This window comes from Microbacterium salsuginis (genome assembly GCF_012524205.1).
Lineage (GTDB): Bacteria > Actinomycetota > Actinomycetes > Actinomycetales > Microbacteriaceae > Microbacterium > Microbacterium salsuginis.
On the sequence record NZ_JABACI010000002.1, the window covers coordinates 691,192 to 711,574 of the forward strand.

General features: G+C 70.5%; 20 protein-coding genes. 7 read left to right on the forward strand and 13 right to left on the reverse strand.

The annotated features are described in order from the left end of the window. Positions 1 to 85 precede the first annotated feature (85 nt). From HF576_RS10205 to HF576_RS10215, 3 genes are read right to left on the reverse strand one after another with little or no spacing between them, the layout of a single operon-like run. Positions 86 to 502 (reverse strand): sigma-70 family RNA polymerase sigma factor family protein, encoded by a 417-nt coding sequence (locus HF576_RS10205; protein ID WP_168912679.1) that lies wholly within the window; start codon positions 500 to 502, stop codon positions 86 to 88. Continuing rightward, positions 499 to 1,404: an RNA polymerase sigma-70 factor gene (locus HF576_RS10210; protein WP_205835081.1), complete on the reverse strand. Its 906-nt coding sequence runs from the start codon at positions 1,402 to 1,404 to the stop codon at positions 499 to 501. The genes HF576_RS10205 and HF576_RS10210 overlap by 4 nt, the downstream gene beginning before the upstream one ends. A 26-nt stretch (positions 1,405 to 1,430) precedes the next feature. Next, positions 1,431 to 2,225 carry an SDR family oxidoreductase gene (locus HF576_RS10215; protein ID WP_168912680.1) on the reverse strand — a complete coding sequence of 265 codons (795 nt, stop codon included), beginning with the start codon at positions 2,223 to 2,225 and terminating at the stop codon, positions 1,431 to 1,433. A 221-nt stretch (positions 2,226 to 2,446) separates the two neighbouring features. Between HF576_RS10215 and HF576_RS10220 the strand changes: the two genes are divergently transcribed. Continuing rightward, the gene (locus HF576_RS10220) at positions 2,447 to 3,187 is read left to right on the forward strand and encodes an alpha/beta fold hydrolase (RefSeq protein WP_168912681.1); all 741 of its coding nucleotides are present in this window, start codon (positions 2,447 to 2,449) and stop codon (positions 3,185 to 3,187) included. 169 nt (positions 3,188 to 3,356) lie between these two features. Here HF576_RS10220 and HF576_RS20585 read toward each other — a convergent pair whose 3' ends face one another. After that, positions 3,357 to 6,335: an Ig-like domain repeat protein gene (locus HF576_RS20585; protein ID WP_168912682.1), complete on the reverse strand. Its 2,979-nt coding sequence runs from the start codon at positions 6,333 to 6,335 to the stop codon at positions 3,357 to 3,359. 163 nt (positions 6,336 to 6,498) lie between these two features. On the opposite strand from HF576_RS20585, the gene HF576_RS10230 reads away from it, so the two are divergent. Further along, on the forward strand, positions 6,499 to 7,089 hold the full coding sequence (locus tag HF576_RS10230) for a TetR/AcrR family transcriptional regulator C-terminal domain-containing protein (RefSeq protein ID WP_168912683.1): 591 nt from the start codon (positions 6,499 to 6,501) through the stop codon (positions 7,087 to 7,089). 22 nt (positions 7,090 to 7,111) lie between these two features. Here the strand turns inward: HF576_RS10230 and HF576_RS10235 are convergent, their stop codons facing one another. From HF576_RS10235 to HF576_RS10245, 3 genes are all read right to left on the reverse strand, one after another. Continuing rightward, a complete protein-coding gene (locus HF576_RS10235; RefSeq protein ID WP_168912684.1) occupies positions 7,112 to 8,209 on the reverse strand; it encodes an ABC transporter permease in 1,098 nt (365 codons plus the stop codon). Then, entirely contained in the window at positions 8,206 to 9,225 is a 1,020-nt protein-coding gene (locus tag HF576_RS10240) for an ATP-binding cassette domain-containing protein (RefSeq protein ID WP_168912685.1), read from the reverse strand. The genes HF576_RS10235 and HF576_RS10240 overlap by 4 nt, the downstream gene beginning before the upstream one ends. 79 nt (positions 9,226 to 9,304) lie before the next feature. After that, the gene (locus HF576_RS10245; protein WP_168912686.1) at positions 9,305 to 10,330 is read right to left on the reverse strand and encodes a glycerophosphodiester phosphodiesterase family protein; all 1,026 of its coding nucleotides are present in this window, start codon (positions 10,328 to 10,330) and stop codon (positions 9,305 to 9,307) included. A 183-nt stretch (positions 10,331 to 10,513) separates the two neighbouring features. Between HF576_RS10245 and HF576_RS10250 the strand changes: the two genes are divergently transcribed. The 4 genes from HF576_RS10250 (at position 10,514) to ligD (ending at position 13,670) form a co-directional block, all read left to right on the forward strand. Next, positions 10,514 to 11,443: a Bax inhibitor-1/YccA family membrane protein gene (locus HF576_RS10250; protein ID WP_168912687.1), complete on the forward strand. Its 930-nt coding sequence runs from the start codon at positions 10,514 to 10,516 to the stop codon at positions 11,441 to 11,443. Between the two features lie 111 nt (positions 11,444 to 11,554). Beyond that, complete coding sequence (locus tag HF576_RS10255; protein ID WP_168912688.1) at positions 11,555 to 11,953, forward strand: type II toxin-antitoxin system VapC family toxin; 399 nt, start codon at positions 11,555 to 11,557, stop codon at positions 11,951 to 11,953. Positions 11,954 to 12,023: 70 nt separating this feature from the next. Beyond that, positions 12,024 to 12,365, forward strand: a complete 342-nt coding sequence (locus tag HF576_RS10260; RefSeq protein WP_168912689.1) for a helix-turn-helix domain-containing protein — start codon at positions 12,024 to 12,026, stop codon at positions 12,363 to 12,365. A gap of 60 nt (positions 12,366 to 12,425) precedes the next feature. After that, positions 12,426 to 13,670, forward strand: coding sequence for a non-homologous end-joining DNA ligase (ligD, locus tag HF576_RS10265; protein ID WP_168912690.1), 1,245 nt, complete (start codon positions 12,426 to 12,428; stop codon positions 13,668 to 13,670). Positions 13,671 to 13,791: 121 nt separating this feature from the next. Here the strand turns inward: ligD and HF576_RS10270 are convergent, their stop codons facing one another. Continuing rightward, positions 13,792 to 14,316 carry a TetR/AcrR family transcriptional regulator gene (locus HF576_RS10270; protein ID WP_168912691.1) on the reverse strand — a complete coding sequence of 175 codons (525 nt, stop codon included), beginning with the start codon at positions 14,314 to 14,316 and terminating at the stop codon, positions 13,792 to 13,794. 71 nt (positions 14,317 to 14,387) lie between these two features. Between HF576_RS10270 and HF576_RS10275 the strand changes: the two genes are divergently transcribed. Continuing rightward, positions 14,388 to 15,113: an MBL fold metallo-hydrolase gene (locus HF576_RS10275; RefSeq protein WP_168912692.1), complete on the forward strand. Its 726-nt coding sequence runs from the start codon at positions 14,388 to 14,390 to the stop codon at positions 15,111 to 15,113. A 165-nt stretch (positions 15,114 to 15,278) separates the two neighbouring features. On the opposite strand, the gene HF576_RS10280 is transcribed toward HF576_RS10275, so the two are convergent. The 5 genes from HF576_RS10280 to HF576_RS10300 all read right to left on the reverse strand — a co-directional run bounded on the left by HF576_RS10280 (position 15,279) and on the right by HF576_RS10300 (position 20,374). Further along, on the reverse strand, positions 15,279 to 15,872 hold the full coding sequence (locus HF576_RS10280; RefSeq protein WP_168912693.1) for a ClpP family protease: 594 nt from the start codon (positions 15,870 to 15,872) through the stop codon (positions 15,279 to 15,281). Further along, positions 15,869 to 16,507, reverse strand: a complete 639-nt coding sequence (locus tag HF576_RS10285; protein ID WP_168912694.1) for a ClpP family protease — start codon at positions 16,505 to 16,507, stop codon at positions 15,869 to 15,871. Before HF576_RS10285 ends, HF576_RS10280 begins: the two co-directional genes overlap by 4 nt. A 79-nt stretch (positions 16,508 to 16,586) precedes the next feature. Next, on the reverse strand, positions 16,587 to 17,981 hold the full coding sequence (locus HF576_RS10290; protein ID WP_168912695.1) for a glycosyltransferase: 1,395 nt from the start codon (positions 17,979 to 17,981) through the stop codon (positions 16,587 to 16,589). A 267-nt stretch (positions 17,982 to 18,248) separates the two neighbouring features. Next, the gene (guaA, locus tag HF576_RS10295) at positions 18,249 to 19,832 is read right to left on the reverse strand and encodes a glutamine-hydrolyzing GMP synthase (RefSeq protein WP_168912696.1); all 1,584 of its coding nucleotides are present in this window, start codon (positions 19,830 to 19,832) and stop codon (positions 18,249 to 18,251) included. Next, positions 19,829 to 20,374 (reverse strand): DUF3817 domain-containing protein, encoded by a 546-nt coding sequence (locus tag HF576_RS10300; protein ID WP_168912697.1) that lies wholly within the window; start codon positions 20,372 to 20,374, stop codon positions 19,829 to 19,831. Before HF576_RS10300 ends, guaA begins: the two co-directional genes overlap by 4 nt. Positions 20,375 to 20,383 lie beyond the last annotated feature (9 nt).

The following is a 20,383-nucleotide window of genomic DNA, read 5'->3' on the forward strand; positions in this document are numbered from 1 at the left end:
ACGCTCACCAGCTACGACAGGACGGACCGCCTCGGTGTGACGGATCCGGCCGATCCGTCGGTTCCGGATGCCCCGTCCCGTGCCTCTACCGGCGGTTCCAGCTCTCGAGCTTGTCGGGGTTGGCGACGAGCCAGGCTTCGCAGACCAGCGACCGCCGCACCCGCAGCACGAGCACTCCGACCACGGTGCCGTCGCGACGAACCACGATGCCCGGCATCCCGTTCACGGACTCGATCACCGTGTCGACTTCCGGGTCGCCCAGCGCCCGCATGAGATGCCGGACGACCGCGACACGACCCCGCACTGGCGTCCGGGGAGCCGGTACCTGGCCGCCGCCGTCCACGGTCAGCGACGCGTCCAGATGAAGCGCGCGCGCGAGGGCCGCGGCATCCGCGTTCCTCGTCGCGGTGATCAGCGCTCGCGCCGCGCGCTCATGCTCGCAGGCGACGGACTTGGCCCTGGTGCGCAGATCCTTCAGCCACGTCGCCCGTCGGCGGCTCATGCCCCAACCGGGGCGGCGTGCCCCAGCTTGTCGGGGCTCATCGTCCAGAACACCTGCATGATGCCGTCGTCCGACATCGTGAGCGCGCAGGTGGTCATCACGCCGTCGGCATCCGAGATCGTCGCGGCGGGACGGCCGTTGAGCTCGACCCAGTCGATCGTCTTGCCGATCCAGAAGTGGCTCGACCACGACGCGATGAACTGCGCGACACGGTGGCGACCGGCAACGGGGATCCGGGCGGCCAGCTTGACGCCGTTGCCGTCGGTGTAGCTGACCACGTCATCGGCGAAGAGCTGCTCGAGCGCCGAGACGTCGCCCTTCTGCGCCGCGACGAGGAACGCCTCGAGGAGCCGGCGATGCTCGGATTCCGCCACCTGCGCGCGCTTGGCCGACGCCAGGTGCTTGCGCGCACGGCTGACGAGCTGCCGGGCGCTCTCGACGGTGGCGCCGACGATGTCGGCGATCCGTTCGTACGGATAGTCGAGGGCCTCACGCAGGATGTAGGCCGCGCGCTCGGTGGGGGTGAGCTTCTCGAGTGTGAGCAGGATGGCGAACTGCAGCGCCTCGCCGCGCTCCGCGCCCAGCGCGGGGTCGGCATCCGTGTTCACCGGCTCGGGAAGCCACGGCCCGATGTACGTCTCGCGGCGAGCGCGAGCGGACTGCGTCGCGTTGATCGACAACCGCGTCGCGATCGTCGCGAGGAAGGCGGCGGGCTCGAGGATGCTGTCGCGGTCGGTGTTCTGCCAGCGGATCCAGGTCTCTTGCACGATGTCTTCGGCATCCGCGACGGTGCCGAGCATGCGGTACGCGATGCCGAAGATCCGGCGCCGGTGCTGTTCGAAGACGTCGACGGCCGAGTCCATGTCGCCCGCGTTCGCCGCGGGCACCGTACTCGACCCCATGCTGCCTCTCACCCCAGTTGCCGCGCTCAGCGTACGCCCGCAGACGTGTGCGTGACCAGACCGGAGTTGTCGGGCGCCTGCACGCGCCACTGGTGGAAGGTCGTAGGAGCGATGATCGCGTCGGCGTCGGGCAGCAGCTCCCAGCGGTCCAGTCGCGCTCCGAAGTAGGTGGCGAGCGGGTCGGCGACGACCTCGCGTTCGTCGCTGGTCCATTGCAATTCCCTTTCCGCCAGTTCGCGCAGCTCGAAGATCTCGGGGCCGGCGTGCTCGACGATCGAGTTGGTGGGCCGCCCCAGCGCGGTGCGGGCGACGGCGGCGGCGACGTCGTCGGCCGCGATCGGCTGCACGAGTGCGTCGGCGACGTGCGCGATGCCGCTGTGCATCGCCGCGGCGGTGATGCTGCGCACGAACTCGAAGAACTGGGTGCCGTGCACGATCGAGTACGGCCGACCGGATGCCACGATCAGACGCTCCTGCGCGGCCTTGGCCTGGAAGTACCCGCCCTCCGAACGCGCGAGCCGGTCGGTGCCGACGACCGAGAGTGCGACGTGGTGCCGCACGCCGGCCGCGTCGCCGTAGGTGAGCAGGTTCATGGTCGAGGCGTAGAAGAACTCCCGCGCGCCTTCCTCGTCGAGGTACGACGAGTTCGACGTGTCGACGACGGTCTCGACGCCTTCGAGCGCCTCTTCGAGCCCTTCCCCGGTGTAGGAGTTCACGCCGGTCGCTCGCGCGGCGACGATGACGTCATGGCCCGTCTCTCGCAGCCGCGCGACCACGCGGGTGCCGATCAGGCCCGTTCCTCCGATGACAGCGATTCTCATGATGATCCCTCTCCGTCGCAGCGGTCCGCGCGCGGGCGCGCACGGGCTCATCAGCCATGACCGGATGCCTCGACGCGATGTGACGGATTCGCGAGAACTCGTGGAAATTCATGTCGGGCGTCACAGCTCGGCAGGGTGAGCGGTCCTCTTTGGCAAGGGAACGTCTCCCCCGCTCGACCGATCCCGGCCCTGCTCTCTCGACAGATTCGCAAGGAACGATCATGACCACAGAAAAGCCCACCATCGTCCTCGTCCACGGCGCCTTCGCCGAGTCCTCTTCCTGGAACGGCGTGATCCTGCGCCTGCAGGAGCACGGCGTGCGCGCCGTCGCCGCCGCCAACCCCCTGCGCAGCCTCGCCATCGACGCCGCCTACGTTCGCGACGTGATCGCGTCCGTCGGCGGCCCCGTCATCCTCGTCGGCCACTCGTACGGCGGGATGGTCATCACCGAGGCGGCCGCCGAGAACAGCGCCGTCGTCGGCCTGGTCTACGTCGCCGCGTTCACTCCGGACACCGGCGACAGCGCCTTCACCCTCTCGACCAGCGCTCCGGGCAGCACGCTCGGCGAGGCCCTCGCGGCCTACCCGGTCGCGACGGGCGGCAACGAGTTCGTCATCCGCCCCGACGTGTTCCACCACCAGTTCGCCGCAGACGTCTCCGAAGACGTCACGGCGCTCATGGCGGCGACGCAGCGCCCCGTCACCGAGGCCGCCCTGTCGGACGCCCTTGTCGCGCAGCGCCCGGCGTGGAAGGACATCCCGTCCTGGCACGTGATCGCCGAGCTCGACCTCAACATCCCGGCCGCGGTCCAGCGTGCCGGCGCCGAGCGCGCTGGCTCGCGCGGGACGCGCGAGATCGCCGGCGCCTCGCACGCCGTCGGTGTGTCGCAGCCCGACGCCGTCACCGCGATCATCGCCGAGGCCGGCAAGGCCTACCTCGCGAGCGTGTCCGAAGCCGCGTGATCCGACCGGCGGCGCCCCCGATGACGGTCCGGTCTCGGGGGCGCCGCCACCATCTCACCTTGCAGCGCGAAGCCCACGTCGTGTGACGCCGGCCCGCGCCGCGAGGCGTCGCTACGTGCTGCAAGTGCCGCTCGGCGGGCGCCGGCGACTCGCGCGGTGTTCGCGCCGCTCAGGCTCGTGGACGGTGCAGATTGTGACGACGCGTGCGCGTGAACGCCACGCCGAGGATGATCAACCCGAGCCCGAGGAGGAACGGGACGGATGCCAGTCCCGTCGCCGCGAGCCCGCCCTGGCCGGAGCCACTGGGGCCGGCCCCCGGGCGGGGGTCGGCCCCGCCGCCGTCGGACGGATCGGTGGGCGGAGGCCGGTCGTCGAGATCGACGACGAGCAGTGTGTACACCCCGCTTGTCGACCCGTCTACCCGATCATTGCCCGAGTACACGGCTGTGATCTCGTTGTCGCCCAGGTCGAACGCCGAAGCCGGGAAGCTCTGCGACGTGCCCACACTCCCTGACAGCGGGATCGGGTCGCCCAGCGGATCGGTGCCGCGGAAGAGCTGCACCGTGCCCGTGGGGTCGAACGGGGCATCACCGATCGCGGTCACCGACACAGGGAAGGTGACGGTTTCGTCTCCGTACAGTCCGTCCGGCGCGCTCGAGGTGAGAGATGTTTCACTCGTCGCGGGCGGCACGACCGTCAGCGCGTAGTTGGTGAACGTGCTGGCCTGATGGCCGGTGGGGGCGTCGGTGTAGGTGGCGAGCACGTGGTGCTGCCCTGCGGCGCCCGCGGGGCTGGGGATGCTGGAGGCGACTCCGTTCGCCGCGAGCGGGACCGGATATCCGAGATTCGCCCCGTCGACGCTGAACTGGATCGCACCGCTGTCAATCGGCTCGTCCAAGGCGGCGGAGGTGACCGTGGCGGTGTAGGTGATCTGCTCGCCGACGGCGGCGACACCGCTGCCGTCGACAGCGACGGCGTCAGATGTCAAGGCCAAGGTCGTGGGCCACGGCACGGAGAACAGGCTGAACTCCGCGGTCTTGATCAGGTGAGCGGCGTCGTCCGCGACCCGCGCCTCGACCGTGAACTTGCCGAGGGGCGCGCCCGGCGCGGCGGTGAGCTGGACCTGCATCCGTCCGTCGGCGTCGGTGTTCGCACGGAACGTCGATCCGTCGCCGGAGCCCCCGACGAAGGTCGCGGGAAGGCGACCGTCGACCTGAGCGATCGTCAGCTCTATCGCGATCATGCTCGTCGGTCCGTGAATCGCATCGACGTACTCGACTACGAGCGGCTCCGCGAACGGGCTGCCCGTCGTTGCGCTCTGGTTGTTGCCGCTCACGATGTTCACCGCGCTGCGAGACGTCGGGACCGGCACGATGAGGTCGACCTTGCCTTCGTTGAGTCGATCCCTGTTGCTGTGGTCGCCGCGGGGTCCGGTGTAGTAGTGCACGGGGTCGGGAGAGTGAGGCGTCACGTACGAGGCGCCGCCGCCACCGCCACCGCCACCGCCGAGCCGGCCATCCTGCGCCCCGTGGCCCTTGCCACCGCCGTGGTAGCCACCGCCGCCCCCGCCGCCACCCCCGCCATCGGTGGCGCTGGTGGCGTGACCGCCGTTGACGCTGTTCTCACAGCCGTCGCCGGGGTGCTGGCCGCCGCATCCGCTCGCGCCGCCGTCAGGATCGCCACCCACCGAGCCGTCTGCGCCGGGTGAACCGGCATCGCCGCCGTCTCCTCCGTCCGCGCTGACCGCGTGACCGCCGCCACCACCGCCGCCACCTCCGACGACGAGGTACTGCAGGTTCTCCAGACCCGTCGTGACACCACAGGCGGTGCTCGACTGCTTCACGGCGGTGGAGCCCCCTCCTCCGGCGCCGTCGCCTTCACTGTCGCTCGTTCCGCGGTGGCCGCCGTGGCCGTCGCCCCAACCGCCGCTGGCATGACCGTACTGTCCCACGCGGATCTCGAGCTGCGTCCGTTCGACCACCGGCACCACGGCCTGCACCCCACCGCCGGCACCGCCGATCCCGGTGCGGTCCGGGAAGTCCGATCCACCGCCGCCGCCGCCACCACCGAGCGCGTCGACGAAGATCTCGTCCACACCATCGGGCACGCAGAAGGTCTGAGCTTGGCCTGTGAAGTCGAAGTGCGACGTCCGCACGCCGTCCGCCGACGTCAGGATGAGGGCGTAGCCGTCGCCGGAGTCGTCCGCGACCGAGATCTGCGGATTGTTCACCGCGGAGGCCGCATAAGAGGCCCCGCCCCCACCTCCCGCTCCGGCCGACCCCGGAGCGATCTCCTCATGACCCGGGTCGATTTGCGCCTCTTGCCCGGCGGCACCGCCGCACCCGCCGCCGTAACCACCACCACCACCACCGCCGGCTCCGCCACCTCCGGTCGTGTGGAAGTCTGCGCCCTTGCCGCCCGCGTTCGGTCCCCCGCACTCAGAGCCATCTGCGGTGGTTCCCGCAGTGTTGTTCTCTCCGGCGCCCCCCTCAGTGTTGTCGCCCCCGCCGTCGCCGCCGTCACCGCCGGACTTGAGCGCCAATCCCGGGCCGCAGTAGTAGAAGAACGCTCCACCGCCGTCGTGCAGGGTGCTGCTCTCCAGGCAGTTGGGGGCGTCGCCTGCGGCGCCGCCTCCTCCGCCGGCGACAGCCAGCGGGTTGCCGGCGGCGTCCAGGATCGCCGACGCTCCGCCGCCGCCGCCGCCGTCGTACCCGAACGAGTAGATCGTGAAGAAGTCATTGAGGTTCGACCAGCCGGTGCCGCGCGCGCCACCGGGCGCGTAGGCCGAGGCACCGCCGATCGATGTTCCTTGACAGCCGACCTGCACCTGCAGCTCCTGGCCGGGAGTGACGTTCAGTCCCCCGGTGACCTGGCCTCCCAGCCCGCCGAGCCCGGTGTGCGCCGGGTTGGGGGTTTGGCCCTGGCCACCCACGACCTCGATGTACACGCTGGTCACGCCCGCCGGGACCGTGTAGGGCTGCGTCGGTTTACTCGGATCGCAATAGAACGGCGTGATCGTGATCTGATCCCCGGGCAGCGGTGCCGCCGACGCTGCGGCCGGCGGACCCGCGAGCCCCAGCGCGAGAACCATCGCCCCCAGCACGCCCGCGTACCGCCCCCAGCCGCGTTTCCCCCGCCGTGCACCCACGATGATCCCCCATGCGTCGCCCCGTTGCCGAACACGTACAATGTACATTATGAGCGCAGCCGGTCAACAGCCTCCTTCGAGAACCGGGCCCGCGACTGCGCGGAGTCGTCGTGCGCGTAACAGCCTCAGCCTCGACGAGATCGTCGGTGCTGCGATCGAGATCGTGACCGAGAACGGCTTGCCGGCGCTGACGATCCGGTCGGTCGCGACCCGGCTGGACGCGTCTCCCATGTCCGTGTACAACTACGTCCAGAATCGCCAGGCTCTCGAGCTCGCGATGCTCGAGGCAGTCACCGCTGGGCTGCCCGTCGAGGTCGAGGGAACGGACGCGCTGACACGCCTGACGACCCGTATGCACGGTCTTCACGACCATCTGGCGGACTATCGGTGGGCGCTGCAGCTGGTCACGTCGGGTGATCTCGTCCCCACCAATTCGTTCCCCTTCGCGAACGCGTGCATCGGCGAGTTCATCGAGCTCGGGCTGGCTCCCGCCGACGCGATCTACAGCTACGGCGCGTGCTGGCATCTTGTGCTCGGAGAGCTGCTGGACCGGCATCCCGGCCCGACGAGGAAGCACGATGGCCGCACTCAGCGCGAGAAAGCCCTGCGAGATATGGATCCCGACGATCATCCCCACTACGTGCAGGTGATCGATGTGCTCGACCCCAGCGAGGGCCCGCCCCCCTGCCAGTTCATCCGGACGCTCGACATCCTCCTCCACGGCTTGATCTCTGAGGGGCGCGCGTCGAACTGACGCGCAAACCTCCGCCCGGATCTCAGGCGATGCGGGTGCCGGTCGGCAGGCGGCCGGCGGGCGTCCGCGTGCGCGCCCAGGCCCACCACATCAGGCCCGCGGCCAGCAGCGCCTGCAGTGCCATGCCTACGAACCAGCTGGGCGCCGTGCGGGCGATGACCTCCTCGGCGGTGTCGGGTTCCTCCCACGGTGTGGGGGAGCATTCGTCCCAGCGCTGCTCGAGCTCGGGCGGCTGCTGCGCGTATCGCACCCCGGACTTGATCTGGCCGAACAGGTCGACGGGGTACCCGTCGGCGTTGAACTGCGTCGGCGTCGCGTCGGCGAGGATCACGAACGGGTTCGCCGCGAGCAGCCACCACACGCGGTCGAACCGAGGCACCTCGTACGTCGTCACGTGCCAGTCGCCGCACGTGATCTCGACGTCCTCGTCGCAGGGGTAGTCGCCCTGTGGCTCCTCCCCCGGCGCGCACGGGTACGTGTCGCCCTCGTACGAGTCGTAGTCGAACGACCGGTTGTGACTGGTGACCTCGGAGCGCACCGTGTACCCGACCAGCGCGAAGGCGATGAGAGTGCCGATCACGAGGCCGGCGACGACGAGATACGTGGTCGCGACGGAGAAGAGCGGACGAGACAGGATGCCGCTGAGCGCGACGCCGATCGCCGCGATGACTCCCACCTCGAACACGAGCACGAGAAGTGAGACCGAGATGGTCGCCGGGTCGCCGCCGCCGGCGAGCGTCGCGATGAGCAGGAACGGCACCGACACGACGACGAACGCCAGCCCTGTGATCCATGCCGCGAGGAACTTGCCCACGAGGATCTCGAACGTCGTGGCAAGCGTCACCTGCACGGGAGCGAGGGTCGCAGCATCCCGATCCCCGTTGATCGCGTTGCCGCTGAGCGTGGGCGAGACCAGCACGACGAGCAGCAGCGTGATGTAGACGATCGTGGAGTAGATCGCTGCGCCGGGCTCGTTCGTATAGCCCCATGCGAGGAACGACAGCGCCGTCACAATCACGAGCAGCAGCGCGAAGACGCCCAGCAGCACGTACCAGGCGACGCTGCGGGTGCGCTGCGTCAGCTCGAGGCCGACGATGGTGCCCAGTCGCTGACCGTTCACGAGGTCGCCTCGCTCTCGTCCGTGGCGGAGGGGGCGGATGCCGGGGGCGTGCGTTCGGGTGGCGGCTCGGCCGCTGCGATCTGCGGCGGCACGCCCTCGCCGAGGTCGAGGAAGGTGCGCTCGAGCGTGCCCTGCGCGGCCGCGAACTCCACGACGCCGAGTCCGGCGGCGACGAGGTCGCGCAGCGCGACGGCCGCGGCATCCTCCGTCTCGAAGGCGACCACAGCATCCCGACGGTCGATCCGTACGGACTCCGCCGGGATGTTCAGAGCTGTCGCGACCTGTTCGGCGGCGACGGATGCCTCGGCTCCCGCGATCCGCACCCGCCAGGGACGCGCGCGGCGCGAGGCCGCCTCGACCCGGCTCGGGTCCACGGTGGCACCGGCGACGAGGAAGACAGCGTCGTCGACGACCTCTTCGAGCTCGGACAGGATGTGGCTCGAGACCAGCACCGTGCGGCCTTCGGCGGCGAGGCGGCGCAGGAGGATGCGCAGGTCGATACGGGCCTGCGGGTCGAGCCCTGAGGCGGGTTCGTCCAGCAGCAGCACGCGCGGGTCGTGCACGAGTGCCCGCGCGAGTCCGAGCCGCTGCTTCTGCCCGCGCGAGAGCACACGGGCGGGGGCATTGGCGAGTTCGACGAGGCCGACCTCGACCAGCAGCGCGTCGGCGCGAGCGGATGCCTCGGGCCTCGGCATCCCGTACAGCCGCGCCGTCACTTCCAGCGTCTCGCGCGACGTGAGCGTGCCCCACGCGCCGAGCGCGTCGGGCATCCAGCCCAGCCGGGCGCGGGCGGCCTGCGGCTCGGCGACCGGATCGACGCCGTCGAGGCGGATGGTGCCCGCGTCGGGCGCGAGCAGCGACGCGAGCATGAGGAGCAGCGTCGTCTTGCCCGAGCCGTTCGGGCCGACGAGCCCCGTGACGCGGCCCGCGTGCGCCTGCAGCGTCACGTTGCGCACCGCCTGAACCTCGCCGAACGCTCGGCGCACACCCTCGACCACGATGCCCTGGGAAGTCACGCTCTCACCCTAGGGGTGCACCACGCCTCTTTCCCTCGCCACCCCGCCCGCGCGCCGCCCCGGCCCGGGCTGGCGAGGGTCAGGAGCGGAAGAACTCCACGCCCAGGTCGGGGTGGTCGACGAAGACGCCGTCGACCCCGGCATCCCGGATCACCGACCACTCGGACTCCCAGTCGCCGAACGCCGACGGGCCGCCGCGACCACGGAACTGCCCGATGAGGAAGTTGTTCTCGGGGCGGACCGTCCACGTGAACACCTGCAGTCCCCGTTCATGGGCGTCGGCCACGATCGGCGACGGCCCTGTGAGTCGTCCCAGCTTGTCGGGCGCGAGGATCATGCGCTTGTCGACGCTGATGCCGTCGACGCGCCCGATCAGCGCATCCAGGCCTGCGGGCGCCGCGGTCTGCCGATAGGTCAACGCCGCCTTGCCGTGCGCCGACAGCAGGTCGAACGGACGCCCGGCGGCCTCCAGCAGATACACATACGCGGCGGGGATGCCCCGTTCCTGCAGCGCATACAGCACGCTCGACTCGAACGACTCGATGACGAGCGGCAGCTCCCCCGCGGCCCAGCCGGCGTCGCGCAGCTCCGCATCGATGAGTTCGGCGACGTCCCAGCCGCCCGTACCGCCGAAGCAGGTGCGGAAGTACGTCGCGTGCTTGATCTCGAGGACGACGCCGATCTCGCGGCCGTGCTCGAGCGAGGCATCCCGCACCGCATCGAGCACGTCGCGCAGACGCAGCACCGGCTGCTGATCGTCGAAGCTCGCGCTGGACGGCCGCAGCTGCGGCAGCCGCTCGCGGCACCGGAGCGAGGCGAGTTCGTCCCACATGAAGTCCTCGGTGAACCACCCGGTCAGCTCGGCGCCGTCGATCGTCTTCGTGGTGCGGCGGTCGGCGAACTCGGGGCGATCGGCGACGTCGGTCGTGCCCGAGATCTCGTTCTCGTGCCGCACGACCAGCACTCCGTCGCGCGAGACGACGATGTCGGGCTCGACCGCGTCGACGCCCATCGCGAAGGCGAGGTCGTACGACGAGCGCGAGTGCTCCGGCCGATAGCCGGGCGCACCGCGGTGCCCGATGACGAGCGGAGTCCGGCGCGGCACGAACCCAGCGTAACCACCCGCGGCACCGCCGGCCGCGACGCGCGAGCCGCCGGGAGGGGCCGTGCCGGGGCATCCGTTCATAGCCTCCTCACAGCGGGAATCTGGGCGGGCGCACAGGCGTTCGGATACTGTGGATTCACAGCACCCTGCTGGGACTTCCTTGACATTGGAGTGTGAGAGCAAGTGGCCCTCAACAACCCCGCGTTCAGCAACCCGGCCTTCCAGGATCCGAAGGCCGTTCAGACCTACCCGGGCGGCCGTCAGGCAGCGGGTCTGACCCCGCCGCCCGCAGCGCAGGCCCAGTACGGCGCCGCGCAGCACGCCGGAACGGACGCCGCGGCCCAGGCGCACCTCGAAGGCATGTACGCCGCTCCGTCGGCCGGCGCCGTCGAGACCGACCGCATGACCGTCGAAGACACCGTGTGGAAGACCGTCGGTCTCTTCGCCATCCTTCTCGTGACCGCCGCCGTCGGCTGGGTGTGGACGATGGCAGGCGTCACGCCGGCGAACCCCAACCCGTCGATCCTCCCGTGGATCATCGGCGGACTCGGCGGCTTCGTGCTGTCGCTCGTCGTGATCTTCACCTCGCGCAAGAAGGTGCGCCCGGCGCTCATCTTCGCCTACGCCGCGTTCGAGGGTCTCTTCGTCGGTGGCATCTCGGCGTTCTTCGAGTTCATCTGGCCCGGCATCGTCATGCAGGCGACCCTCGCGACGTTCGCCGTCGTGGGTGTGACCCTGGCACTCTTCGCGAGCGGCAAGGTGCGCGCGTCGAAGAAGGCCACCAAGGTCTTCATGATCGCGATGCTCGGCTACCTCGTGTTCTCGCTGATCAACGTCGGCCTGATGCTCTTCAATGTGCCGGTGGCCGGTGGCGCCTTCGGTCTGCTCAGCCAGCAGGTCTTCGGCATCCCGCTGGGCCTCATCATCGGCGTGCTCGTCGTGATCATGGCGGCCTACTCGCTTGTGCTCGACTTCGACCAGATCCAGCAGGGTGTGCGCAACGGCGCTCCCCGTCCGTACGCCTGGGTCGGCGCCTTCGGCATCATGGTGACGGTCGTCTGGCTGTACATCGAGATCCTCCGCATCCTCGCGATCCTGCGAGGCAGCGAGTAAGCACCGCGTATCTCGAAAGGCCGCCCGGTTCGCCGGGCGGCCTTTCGCTTTGCCCTGGCGTGCTGCGGGGTGCCGCGTGCCGATGTCGGCGGGGCGTGCCAGCATCGGTGCATGACGCGCTTCGCGATCGATCTGCCGGCGGCGATGCGGCTCCTGCAGGACGACGTCGCCCTCCCCGCGCAGCACAGCCTTGTCGGCCCGAACCTGCTGCGATCCCAGGCCCTGTCCGAGCTGTATCGCAGCGTGCGGTCGGGCGAGCGCTCCCCCGGCGAGGGTCGCGAGCTGCTCGAGCGGCTCGCCGCCCTCAAGATCCGGCTGCTGGGCGATCGCGTCTCGCGCGCCGTGGCATGGCGGATCGCCGATCAGCTCGGCTGGGACGACACGACGGATGCCGAGTACCTCGCCGTCGCGAAGCTCCAGGCCGATGCGCTCGTCGCGCTGGATCCGGCGCTCCGCGACGCGGCGGAGGGCATCGTTCCGCTCGCCGGCTTCGACGACCTCACCCGCTGAGCCGGTCCGCGCGTTCTGCTGTGGGCGGAACGTCTGGGCGGCTGCGGCATCCGCGTTCTATCGTGACGGCATGGCCGAGATCATTCCGCTGCCGACCCCGTCCGAGCGCCGCTCCGCGCGCGACCCCGAGCCGCTGTGGCGCGATGCCCTCGGCGATCGCCTGCGCCGCCTGCGGCACGAACGCGGCGAGCGCCTCGCTGACACCGCCGAACGCGCCGGGGTGTCGCCGCAGTACCTGTCGGAGATGGAGCGCGGCCTCAAGGAGCCGTCGAGCGAGATGATCGCGGCCGTCGCCGGAGCCCTCGAGGTGACGCTCATCGAGCTCACCGCGGGCGTCGTCGACGACCTGCGCTCGAACGCCGCCGAGCGCTCCGCGGTCAGCGTCCGCGCCACGTTCTCGCTCGCGGCCTGACGCCGGGCGCGCCGCGCAACCCCTGGCCGCGGCGTCCGTCGGCTGGATAGCCTCGGAGGCATGAGCCCGTCGAAGACCCCCGCCGAGATCCTCGAGGTCGGCGGGCACGAAGTGCGCATCTCGAGCCCCGACAAGGTGGTGTTCCCCGAGCCGGGCCTGACCAAGCTCGACATCGTGCGCTACTACCTCGCCGTCGCCGACGGCGCCCTCCGCGGGGCGGGCGGGCGGCCGATGGTGCTCAAGCGCTTTCCCAAGGGAATCGACGCCGAGCCGTTCTTCCAGAAGCGCGTGCCCGAGAACCACCCCGACTTCATCGACACCGCGACGCTGCAGTACGCCTCCGGCACGTCGGCCGAAGAGGCGGTGATCCGGGATGCCGCGGGCCTGGCGTGGATCGTCAACCTCGGCTGCCTCGACCTGAACCCGCATCCCGTGCGCGCCGAGGATCTCGACCGGCCCGACGAGCTGCGCATCGACCTCGACCCGATGCCGGGCGTCGACTGGTCGCAGATCGTGGACGTCGCCTTCGTCGCGCGCGAGGTGCTCGACGACGTCGGCCTCGTCGGCTGGCCGAAGACGAGCGGTTCGCGCGGGCTGCACATCCTCGTGCGGATCGCGCCGCAGTGGGACTACAAGCAGGTCCGGCTCGCCGCCGAGACCCTGGCCCGTGAGGTCGAGAACCGGGCGCCCGGGCTCGCGACCGCGCGGTGGTGGAAGGAGGAGCGCGGCGAGAGCGTGTTCGTCGACTTCAACCAGAACGCGAAGGACCGCACCGTGGCATCCGCGTATTCGATCCGTCCGCTGCCCGACGCGCGCGTATCGACGCCGCTCGGCTGGGACGAGGTGCGCCACCGCAGGCCCGAGGAGTTCACCGTGCTGACGGTGCCGTCCCGGTACGCCGAGGCGGGCGACCCGCACACGGGCATCGACGATGCGGTCGGCACGCTCGATGGTCTGCTGCGGCTGGCCGAAGAACTGGGACCCGCCGAGAAGCCCCCGCGCGCCGGCGGCGCGGACGGACGGCGGCAGTCCACGATGCCGCTCATCGAGGTGGCCCGCACCAAGACCAAGCCCGAAGCGCTCGAGGCTCTCGAGGAGTGGAAGTCGCGGCATCCGTCGGTGACCGAGCAGCTGCATCCGGCGGACGTGCTCGTCGACGGCATGCGCGGGTCGTCGTCGCTCTGGTACCGCGTGCGGGTGAACCTGCAGCACGTGCCCGAGTCGGAACGTCCGCCCCAGGAGGAGCTCATCGCCGACTACGACCCGTGGGCCGGCAAGACCTGGCCGGGGCGGCCCGAGGCCTGACCGCGTTCCGCCGGTGAGCGCACCGGGCACCGGGCGTTTCGTCTCGCTTCGCTCGCTCAACGACCGGGGGCGGGCGCACTCCAACGACCGAGGGGCCGGCACGCTCCAACGAACGGGAGAATCAGGCGCGCAGACCGGCTTCGAGCCGCTCCAGGCCGTACTCGAACGCGTTGTCGACGTCACCGCCGAGGCGGAACGCGCCCGCCAGCTCCATGTTGATGAACCCGGTCGCCCACGCCACGACCAGCCGCGCCGCCTCGAGGGCATGCTCTTCTCCGACCAGCCCGCGGGTCGCGTCGAGCACCGGACCCGCCGCGCGCCCCAGCGACTCCGACGCGCCGTCGATGGCGTAGAGCAGCCGGAAGCCTTCCGGGTGCTCATGCGCGAACGCCCGGTACACGCGGGCGAGGCCAGCGATGTCGAGACCGGATGCCGCAAGCCGGCCGGTCAGCTCGTCCGCGGTCGCTTCGGCCACCAGCAGCACCAGCGCGTCGCGATCCCGTACGCGCTTGTACAGCGACGGGGCCCGCACGCCGACGCGTTCGGCCACCGCTTGCATCGTGAGGCCGGCGGCGCCGCCCTTCTCCAGCAGCTCCCGGCCTGCCGCGACGATCTCGGGCAGCGTCGTGCGCTCGGGTGTCGGCATCCGTTCCTCCTCGAAGGCTATTGACGTAAGCCATCATAGCTACGTATCATAGCCATACTCAAGGAGGCATCATGAAGCTCGGTCCCCATCTGCACCGCATCGGAAATGACATCGTCGCCGCGTACCTGATCGTCGTGCCCGAGGGCATAACGATCATCGACGCCGGGCTCCCCGGACATTGGCGTGATCTGCAGAACGAGCTCTCCGCGATCGGCCGCCCGATGTCGGACGTGCGTGGAGTGGTGCTGACGCACGGCGACAGCGACCACGTCGGCTTCGCCGAGAAGCTGCGCCGCGAGCAGGGTGTGCCGGCGTACGTCCACGCCGCGGACTCCGCCCGCGCCCGCGGCGACGACAAGCCCAAGACCGAGATGGGACGCATGCGCCTCGCGCCGACGCTCGGATTCTTCGCGTACGCGCTGCGCAAGGGCGGCGCGCGCACCACCTACCTCACCGAAGTGACCGAGGTCGCCGACGGCGATGTGCTGGATCTGCCCGGTGCGCCGCGGGTGATCGGGCTGCCCGGCCACTCCCCCGGCAGCATCGCCGTGCATGTTCCCGCCGCCCGCGCGGTGTTCGTCGGCGACGGGCTGACGACGCGGCACGTGCTCACCGGACGCACCGGACCGCAGCCGGCGCCGTTCACCGACGACCCCGCCGAGGCTCTGGCCTCGCTCGAGGTGCTCGCCGGCCTCGACGCGGATTGGGTGCTGCCCGGCCACGGCGCACCCTGGCGCGGGTCCCCGGCCGAGGCTGCGGCATCCGTCCGCTCCGCCGCCGCGGCGGCCAGCCGCTGAGCACCCGGCATCGGTACGGCGGGCGTCGCGCTCCGGCCACACCCCCGAGGGTTCGTTCGTCACCTATGTACGTCGAAACCCCGTTTTCGCGTACATAGGTGACGAACGAACCAGCGTGCGACTGGGGAGGAGAGGCCGTCACGGTCCCGGGCGACCGCCGCGCCCTCAGGCCACGCCGCGCTCCAGGACGTGGTCTGCGAGGCCGTAGGCCACCGCGTCGACGGCGGTGAAGACGCGGTCGCGGTCGGTATCGGCGCGCAGCTTCGCGGCATCCTGCCCCGTATGCCGGGAGAGGATCGCCTCGACGTCGCCGCGCACGCGCACGAGCTCGTCGGCCTGAAGGATCAGGTCGGGGATCGTCCCGCGCCCCTGCCCGGCGGGCTGATGCAGCACGACGCGCGCGTGCGGCAGCACCGAGCGCTTGCCGTGCGCGCCGGCGGCGAGCATCACCGCGCCGACGCCGATCGCCTGCCCCACGACGGTGGTCGCGACGTCGGGCCGCACGTGCTGCATCGTGTCGTATATCGCGAGCATCGCGGCCGGGTCGCCGCCCTCGCAGTTGATGTAGAGCTGGATGTCGCGCTCCGGGCTGTCAGCGTCGAGATGCAGCAGCTGCGCGATCAGCGCGTTTGCGACGCCTGCGTCGATCCCTGTGCCGAGATAGACCACGCGCTCGGCGAGCAGGTGCGAGTAGACATCCATGATGCGATCGCCGCGCGGATGCTGCGCCACGACGTTCGGGATCGTGTAGGAGCTCATGCCGCCACCTCATTCGTCCGCTCTGCCGGAACCCCCAGCCCGGCGGGCCGGCGCCGGCGCGGCACGACCTGTGAGAAATCGTCGACGATGCCGTCGATGAAGCCGTACTCGAGCGCCTGGGACGCCGTGTACCAGCGGTCGTGCAGCGAGTCCTCGAAGATGCGCTCGACCGGCTGACCGGTGTCCTCCGCGGTGAGGCCGAGCACGGTGTCGCGGACGTATCGCAGATCGTCGGCCTGCACCTCGACCTCGACGGCCGAGCCGCCGATGCCGGCCGATCCCTGGTGCATCAGGATCCGCGCGTGCGGCAGCGCCCGCCGCTTGCCCTTCGTGCCCGATGACAGCAGGAACTGCCCGGCACTGCAGGCCAGGCCGAGCGCCAGCGTCGCGACGTCGTTGGGAATGAGCCGCATGACGTCGCGGATCGCGAGCATCGACGGCACCGAACCACCCGGTGAGTGGATCCAGAGGGCGATGTCGGATGCCTCGTCCTCCGCCGCGAGCGCCAGCAGCTGAGTCGCGAGCAGGGTGCCGTTGTCATCGTCGAGCGGACCGTCGAGCACGAGCACGCGCTGGTGGTACAGCTCGCGCCGGGCCTCGGCTCCGAACTGCGGGATCTTGCCTTCTTCTGCCATGCCTCCAGCCTGCGTCGCGGCGCAGGCCGTGGCATCCGGATCCGCTCCCGGCGGCTCCGCTGTGGGCGGAGCCCCGGGGTCAGGCGCGGCGGGAGGGCACCGCGAGCACGTCGCGCACGGCCTGCGCGAGGGCTTCGGTCACACGGTCGGGGTCGACGCGGCGGGCCATCTGCGCGGCCTCGCGGGCGAGGCGCGCGTGCTCCTCCGGGTCGTCGATCACGCGGACGATCGCCGCGGCCAGCGCGTCGATATCACCGTCGGGCACGAGCACGCCGCCGCCGTTGGCGAGGTGGTCACGCGGCCCGTAACGCACGTCGTACGCCACGACGGGGCATCCGTGCACCATCGCCTCGACGATCGCGAGCGCCTGGCCCTCGAACGCGGAAGTGGTGAGGAACGCGGATGCCTGATCCAGCACGCGCCCCGGATCGTCGGTGATGCCGCGCATCACGACGTGCGCGCCCAGACCCAGCTCGTCGATCAGCTGCTGCAGACGGTCGTGCTCGACGCCTCCGCCGTAGATGTCGAGCGTCGCGTGCGGAACCACTGCCAGCACCGACCGGAAGGCACGGATCGCGTGGTCGACGCGCTTGCCGGGCGCGAGGCGGTTGAGCATGACGACGCGGCCACGGTCGCGCTCCGAGCCGGGCACGACCGAGGATGCCGCGGGCACGCCGGCCGGGATCACGAGGTGCACCCCCTCGTCGCCGAACCGCTCGACGACGTCGGTGCGCTGCGACTGGCTCAGCCACAGCACGGCGTCGAAGCGCTCGGCCATGCTGAACCAGCGGTCCCACAGGGCGTTGACCGGCGCATCAGGGGTGTAGGGCGGCTCGAGGTGAATCGTATGGATCGAGTGGATCAGCCGCACGCCCGGGTCGCTCCAACCGGCGATGAGCTCGCCGAGCTGCCGCGACTCGCAGATCACGACGACCGGCTTCTCGCCGCCGGTCGCGCGCAGCTGCGCGACGACGTGCTCGAGCCACGCGCGGTACAGCTCTCCGAACCCGGTCAGCACCCCGATCACGGTCCCGTCGGGTCCGTACACCGCGACCGGCGCGGTGGTGATGTGCCAGTCGGGATCGCCGTGGATCACCGGGATGCCGACCACGGGACGGCCTTCGGCGTCGTCGACGCGTCGGTACTCCAGGGCGGGGTCGGGTTCGCCGGGCCGCGCTGCGACGCGCAGCCAGTCAGCGGCTCCGCCGCGGGGATCGGATGCCTCGTCGAACAGGTTGCGCATCCGCTCGGGGTCGACGATCAGGTCGCGCTCGTCGAAGGCCCGACGGTGCTGCGCGTGGGCGGCTGCGGTGCCGGGGTCGAACGTCAGGATGAGCGGGCCGCGGCCCTCGTGCACGCCGGCTGAGGCCATCTGCCGCGCCCTCGCGAGGACCGCGAGCCCGTACCCGCCGTCGTGATCGGGAATGAGCCTGCTCGAGAGGATCAGGTACTCGGCATCCGGAAACTGCGTCACGGTCCTATCCTCCCCCACCCGCCCACGTCGCCCCACCCACCCCTCCCGGCATTCGAATCGCGCACTTTGCGGCAAACCCCGGCCTCGAACTGCAAAGTGCGCGATTCGAAACCCCGGGGAGCCCCGAGGACCCGCGGCGGAGAGCGAGACCGGGAAGGGGGCGAGAATGACGGATGCCGCGGACCTGGGTCCGCGGCTGGGCCCACGCGGCCGGAGGCTCCACCCGACGCGTCAGCGGCGAGTGGAGGGGCCGTGGGGACCGCTACATCATTCCCACTCGATGGTGCCCGGGGGCTTCGAGGTCACGTCGAGCACGACACGGTTGACCTCGCGCACCTCGTTGGTGATGCGGTTCGAGATCCTCGACAGCACGTCGTACGGCAGGCGGGTCCAGTCGGCGGTCATGGCGTCTTCGGACGAGACCGGGCGCAGCACGATGGGGTGCCCGTAGGTGCGGCCGTCGCCCTGCACGCCCACCGAACGGACATCGGCGAGCAGCACGACCGGGCACTGCCAGATCTCGTTGTCGAGTCCCGCTCGGGTCAGCTCTTCGCGCGCGATGGCGTCGGCGTCACGCAGAATCTCGAGGCGGTCAGCGGTGACCTCACCGACGATCCGGATGCCGAGGCCGGGGCCCGGAAAGGGCTGGCGGCCCACGATCGCCTCGGGCAGGCCGAGCTCGCGGCCGATCGCGCGCACTTCGTCCTTGAACAGCGTGCGCAGCGGCTCGACGAGCTCGAACTGCAGGTCTTCGGGCAGGCCGCCGACGTTGTGGTGCGACTTGATGTTCGCGGTGCCTGCACCGCCGCCGGACTCGACGACGTCGGGGTACAGCGTGCCTTGCACGAGGAACCGGATCGGCTCGCCGTCGGCTTCGGCCTCGGCGATCAGCGCCTTCTCGGCCTCTTCGAACGTGCGGATGAACTCGCGCCCGATGATCTTGCGCTTCTGCTCGGGGTCGCTGACGCCCGCGAGCGCCGTGAGGAACCGCTCGCGCGCGTCGATCGTGATGAGCCGCACGCCGGTCGAGGCGACGTAGTCCTGCTCGACCTGCTCGCGCTCGCCCTTTCGCAGCAGTCCGTGGTCGACGAAGATCGCGGTCAGCTGGTCGCCGACGGCCTTGTGCACGAGCGCCGTCGAGACGGCCGAGTCCACGCCGCCCGAGAGCGCCGAGATCACTCGGCCCGACCCGATCTGCGCCCGGATGCGCTCGACCTGCTCGGCGATGACGTTGCCGCTGTTCCAGTCCGCGGGGAGCCCGGCGGCCTTGTGCAGGAAGTTCTCGAGCACGTTCTGGCCGTAGTCGGTGTGCTTGACCTCGGGATGCCACTGCACGCCGTAGAGGCGACGCTCATCGCTCGCGAAGGCGGCGACCCGCGTCGCGGACGTCGAAGCGAGCACCTCGAAGCCCTCGGGCGCACGCGAGACCTGGTCGCCGTGGCTCATCCAGACGTTCTGCTCGGCGGGCTGGCCGCCCAGCAGCACGCCGCCGTCACCCGTGACCGCGGCATCCGTCGCTCCGTACTCCCGGAGTCCGGTGTGCGCGACCTCGCCGCCCAGCTGCTGCGCCATCACCTGGAAGCCGTAGCAGATGCCCAGCGTCGGGACGCCGAGCTCGAGCACGCCGGTGTCGAGCTGCGGAGCGCCCTCCTCGTAGACCGAGGAAGGCCCGCCCGACAGGATGATGCCGACGGGGCTCTTGGCCGCGATCTCGGCCGCCGTCGCGGTGTGCGGCACGATCTCGCTGTACACACCCGCCTCGCGGACGCGCCGCGCGATCAGCTGCGCGTACTGCGCACCGAAGTCGACGACGAGGACGGGGCGCTGGGATGTCTCGGTCTGCTGTGTCAACGCAGGTTCTCCGTCGCGATCGTTTGGGTCAGGGAAGAGTGCTCGGCGCGCGAATGCAGTTCCTCGTCTTCGCGGCGTTGGAGGTACGACTTCACTTCGCGCGCAACGCGTGCCTCCATGAAGAACGAGAGGAACGGCACGATACCGCCGAGCGCGAGCATGATGAAGCGACCGAACGGCCACCGCATGAGACTCCACACGCGGAAGCACGAGAAGAGGTACACCACGTAGAACCAGCCGTGGGCCACCAGGATGAACAGCGAGATGTTGAAGCCGTCGCCGACGGACGTCATCTCGCACGCGTTCGTCATGGGGGCGAACAGCGACCACCACTGGCAGTCCGGGCCCGCGATGACGGGTGCGAACCAGAGCAGACCGCCCGATCCCCCGGCGAAGAGCTCGACGTGGATGGGCGTGTACTTGAGGATCATCTCGGCGAGCAGCAGAAGCAGCATCGTTCCGGTGATGATCGAGCAGATCTGGTAGAACTTCAGGGCTCCGCGGATCGCCGGAAAAGAAGCGAGCTTGGGGGCGCGGGGCATGCAGCCAGT

What these genes read in the sequence shown, in the direction of transcription:
- HF576_RS10205 (WP_168912679.1), bottom strand. Translation starts at nt 502, where the DNA reads ATGAGCCGCCGACGGGCGACGTGGCTGAAGGATCTGCGCACCAGGGCC.
- HF576_RS10210 (WP_205835081.1), bottom strand. Translation starts at nt 1,404, where the DNA reads ATGGGGTCGAGTACGGTGCCCGCGGCGAACGCGGGCGACATGGACTCG.
- HF576_RS10215 (WP_168912680.1), bottom strand. Translation starts at nt 2,225, where the DNA reads ATGAGAATCGCTGTCATCGGAGGAACGGGCCTGATCGGCACCCGCGTG.
- HF576_RS10220 (WP_168912681.1), top strand. Translation starts at nt 2,447, where the DNA reads ATGACCACAGAAAAGCCCACCATCGTCCTCGTCCACGGCGCCTTCGCC.
- HF576_RS10255 (WP_168912688.1), top strand. Translation starts at nt 11,555, where the DNA reads ATGACGCGCTTCGCGATCGATCTGCCGGCGGCGATGCGGCTCCTGCAG.
- HF576_RS10260 (WP_168912689.1), top strand. Translation starts at nt 12,024, where the DNA reads ATGGCCGAGATCATTCCGCTGCCGACCCCGTCCGAGCGCCGCTCCGCG.
- ligD (WP_168912690.1), top strand. Translation starts at nt 12,426, where the DNA reads ATGAGCCCGTCGAAGACCCCCGCCGAGATCCTCGAGGTCGGCGGGCAC.
- HF576_RS10270 (WP_168912691.1), bottom strand. Translation starts at nt 14,316, where the DNA reads ATGCCGACACCCGAGCGCACGACGCTGCCCGAGATCGTCGCGGCAGGC.
- HF576_RS10275 (WP_168912692.1), top strand. Translation starts at nt 14,388, where the DNA reads ATGAAGCTCGGTCCCCATCTGCACCGCATCGGAAATGACATCGTCGCC.
- HF576_RS10280 (WP_168912693.1), bottom strand. Translation starts at nt 15,872, where the DNA reads ATGAGCTCCTACACGATCCCGAACGTCGTGGCGCAGCATCCGCGCGGC.
- HF576_RS10285 (WP_168912694.1), bottom strand. Translation starts at nt 16,507, where the DNA reads ATGGCAGAAGAAGGCAAGATCCCGCAGTTCGGAGCCGAGGCCCGGCGC.
- HF576_RS10300 (WP_168912697.1), bottom strand. Translation starts at nt 20,374, where the DNA reads ATGCCCCGCGCCCCCAAGCTCGCTTCTTTTCCGGCGATCCGCGGAGCC.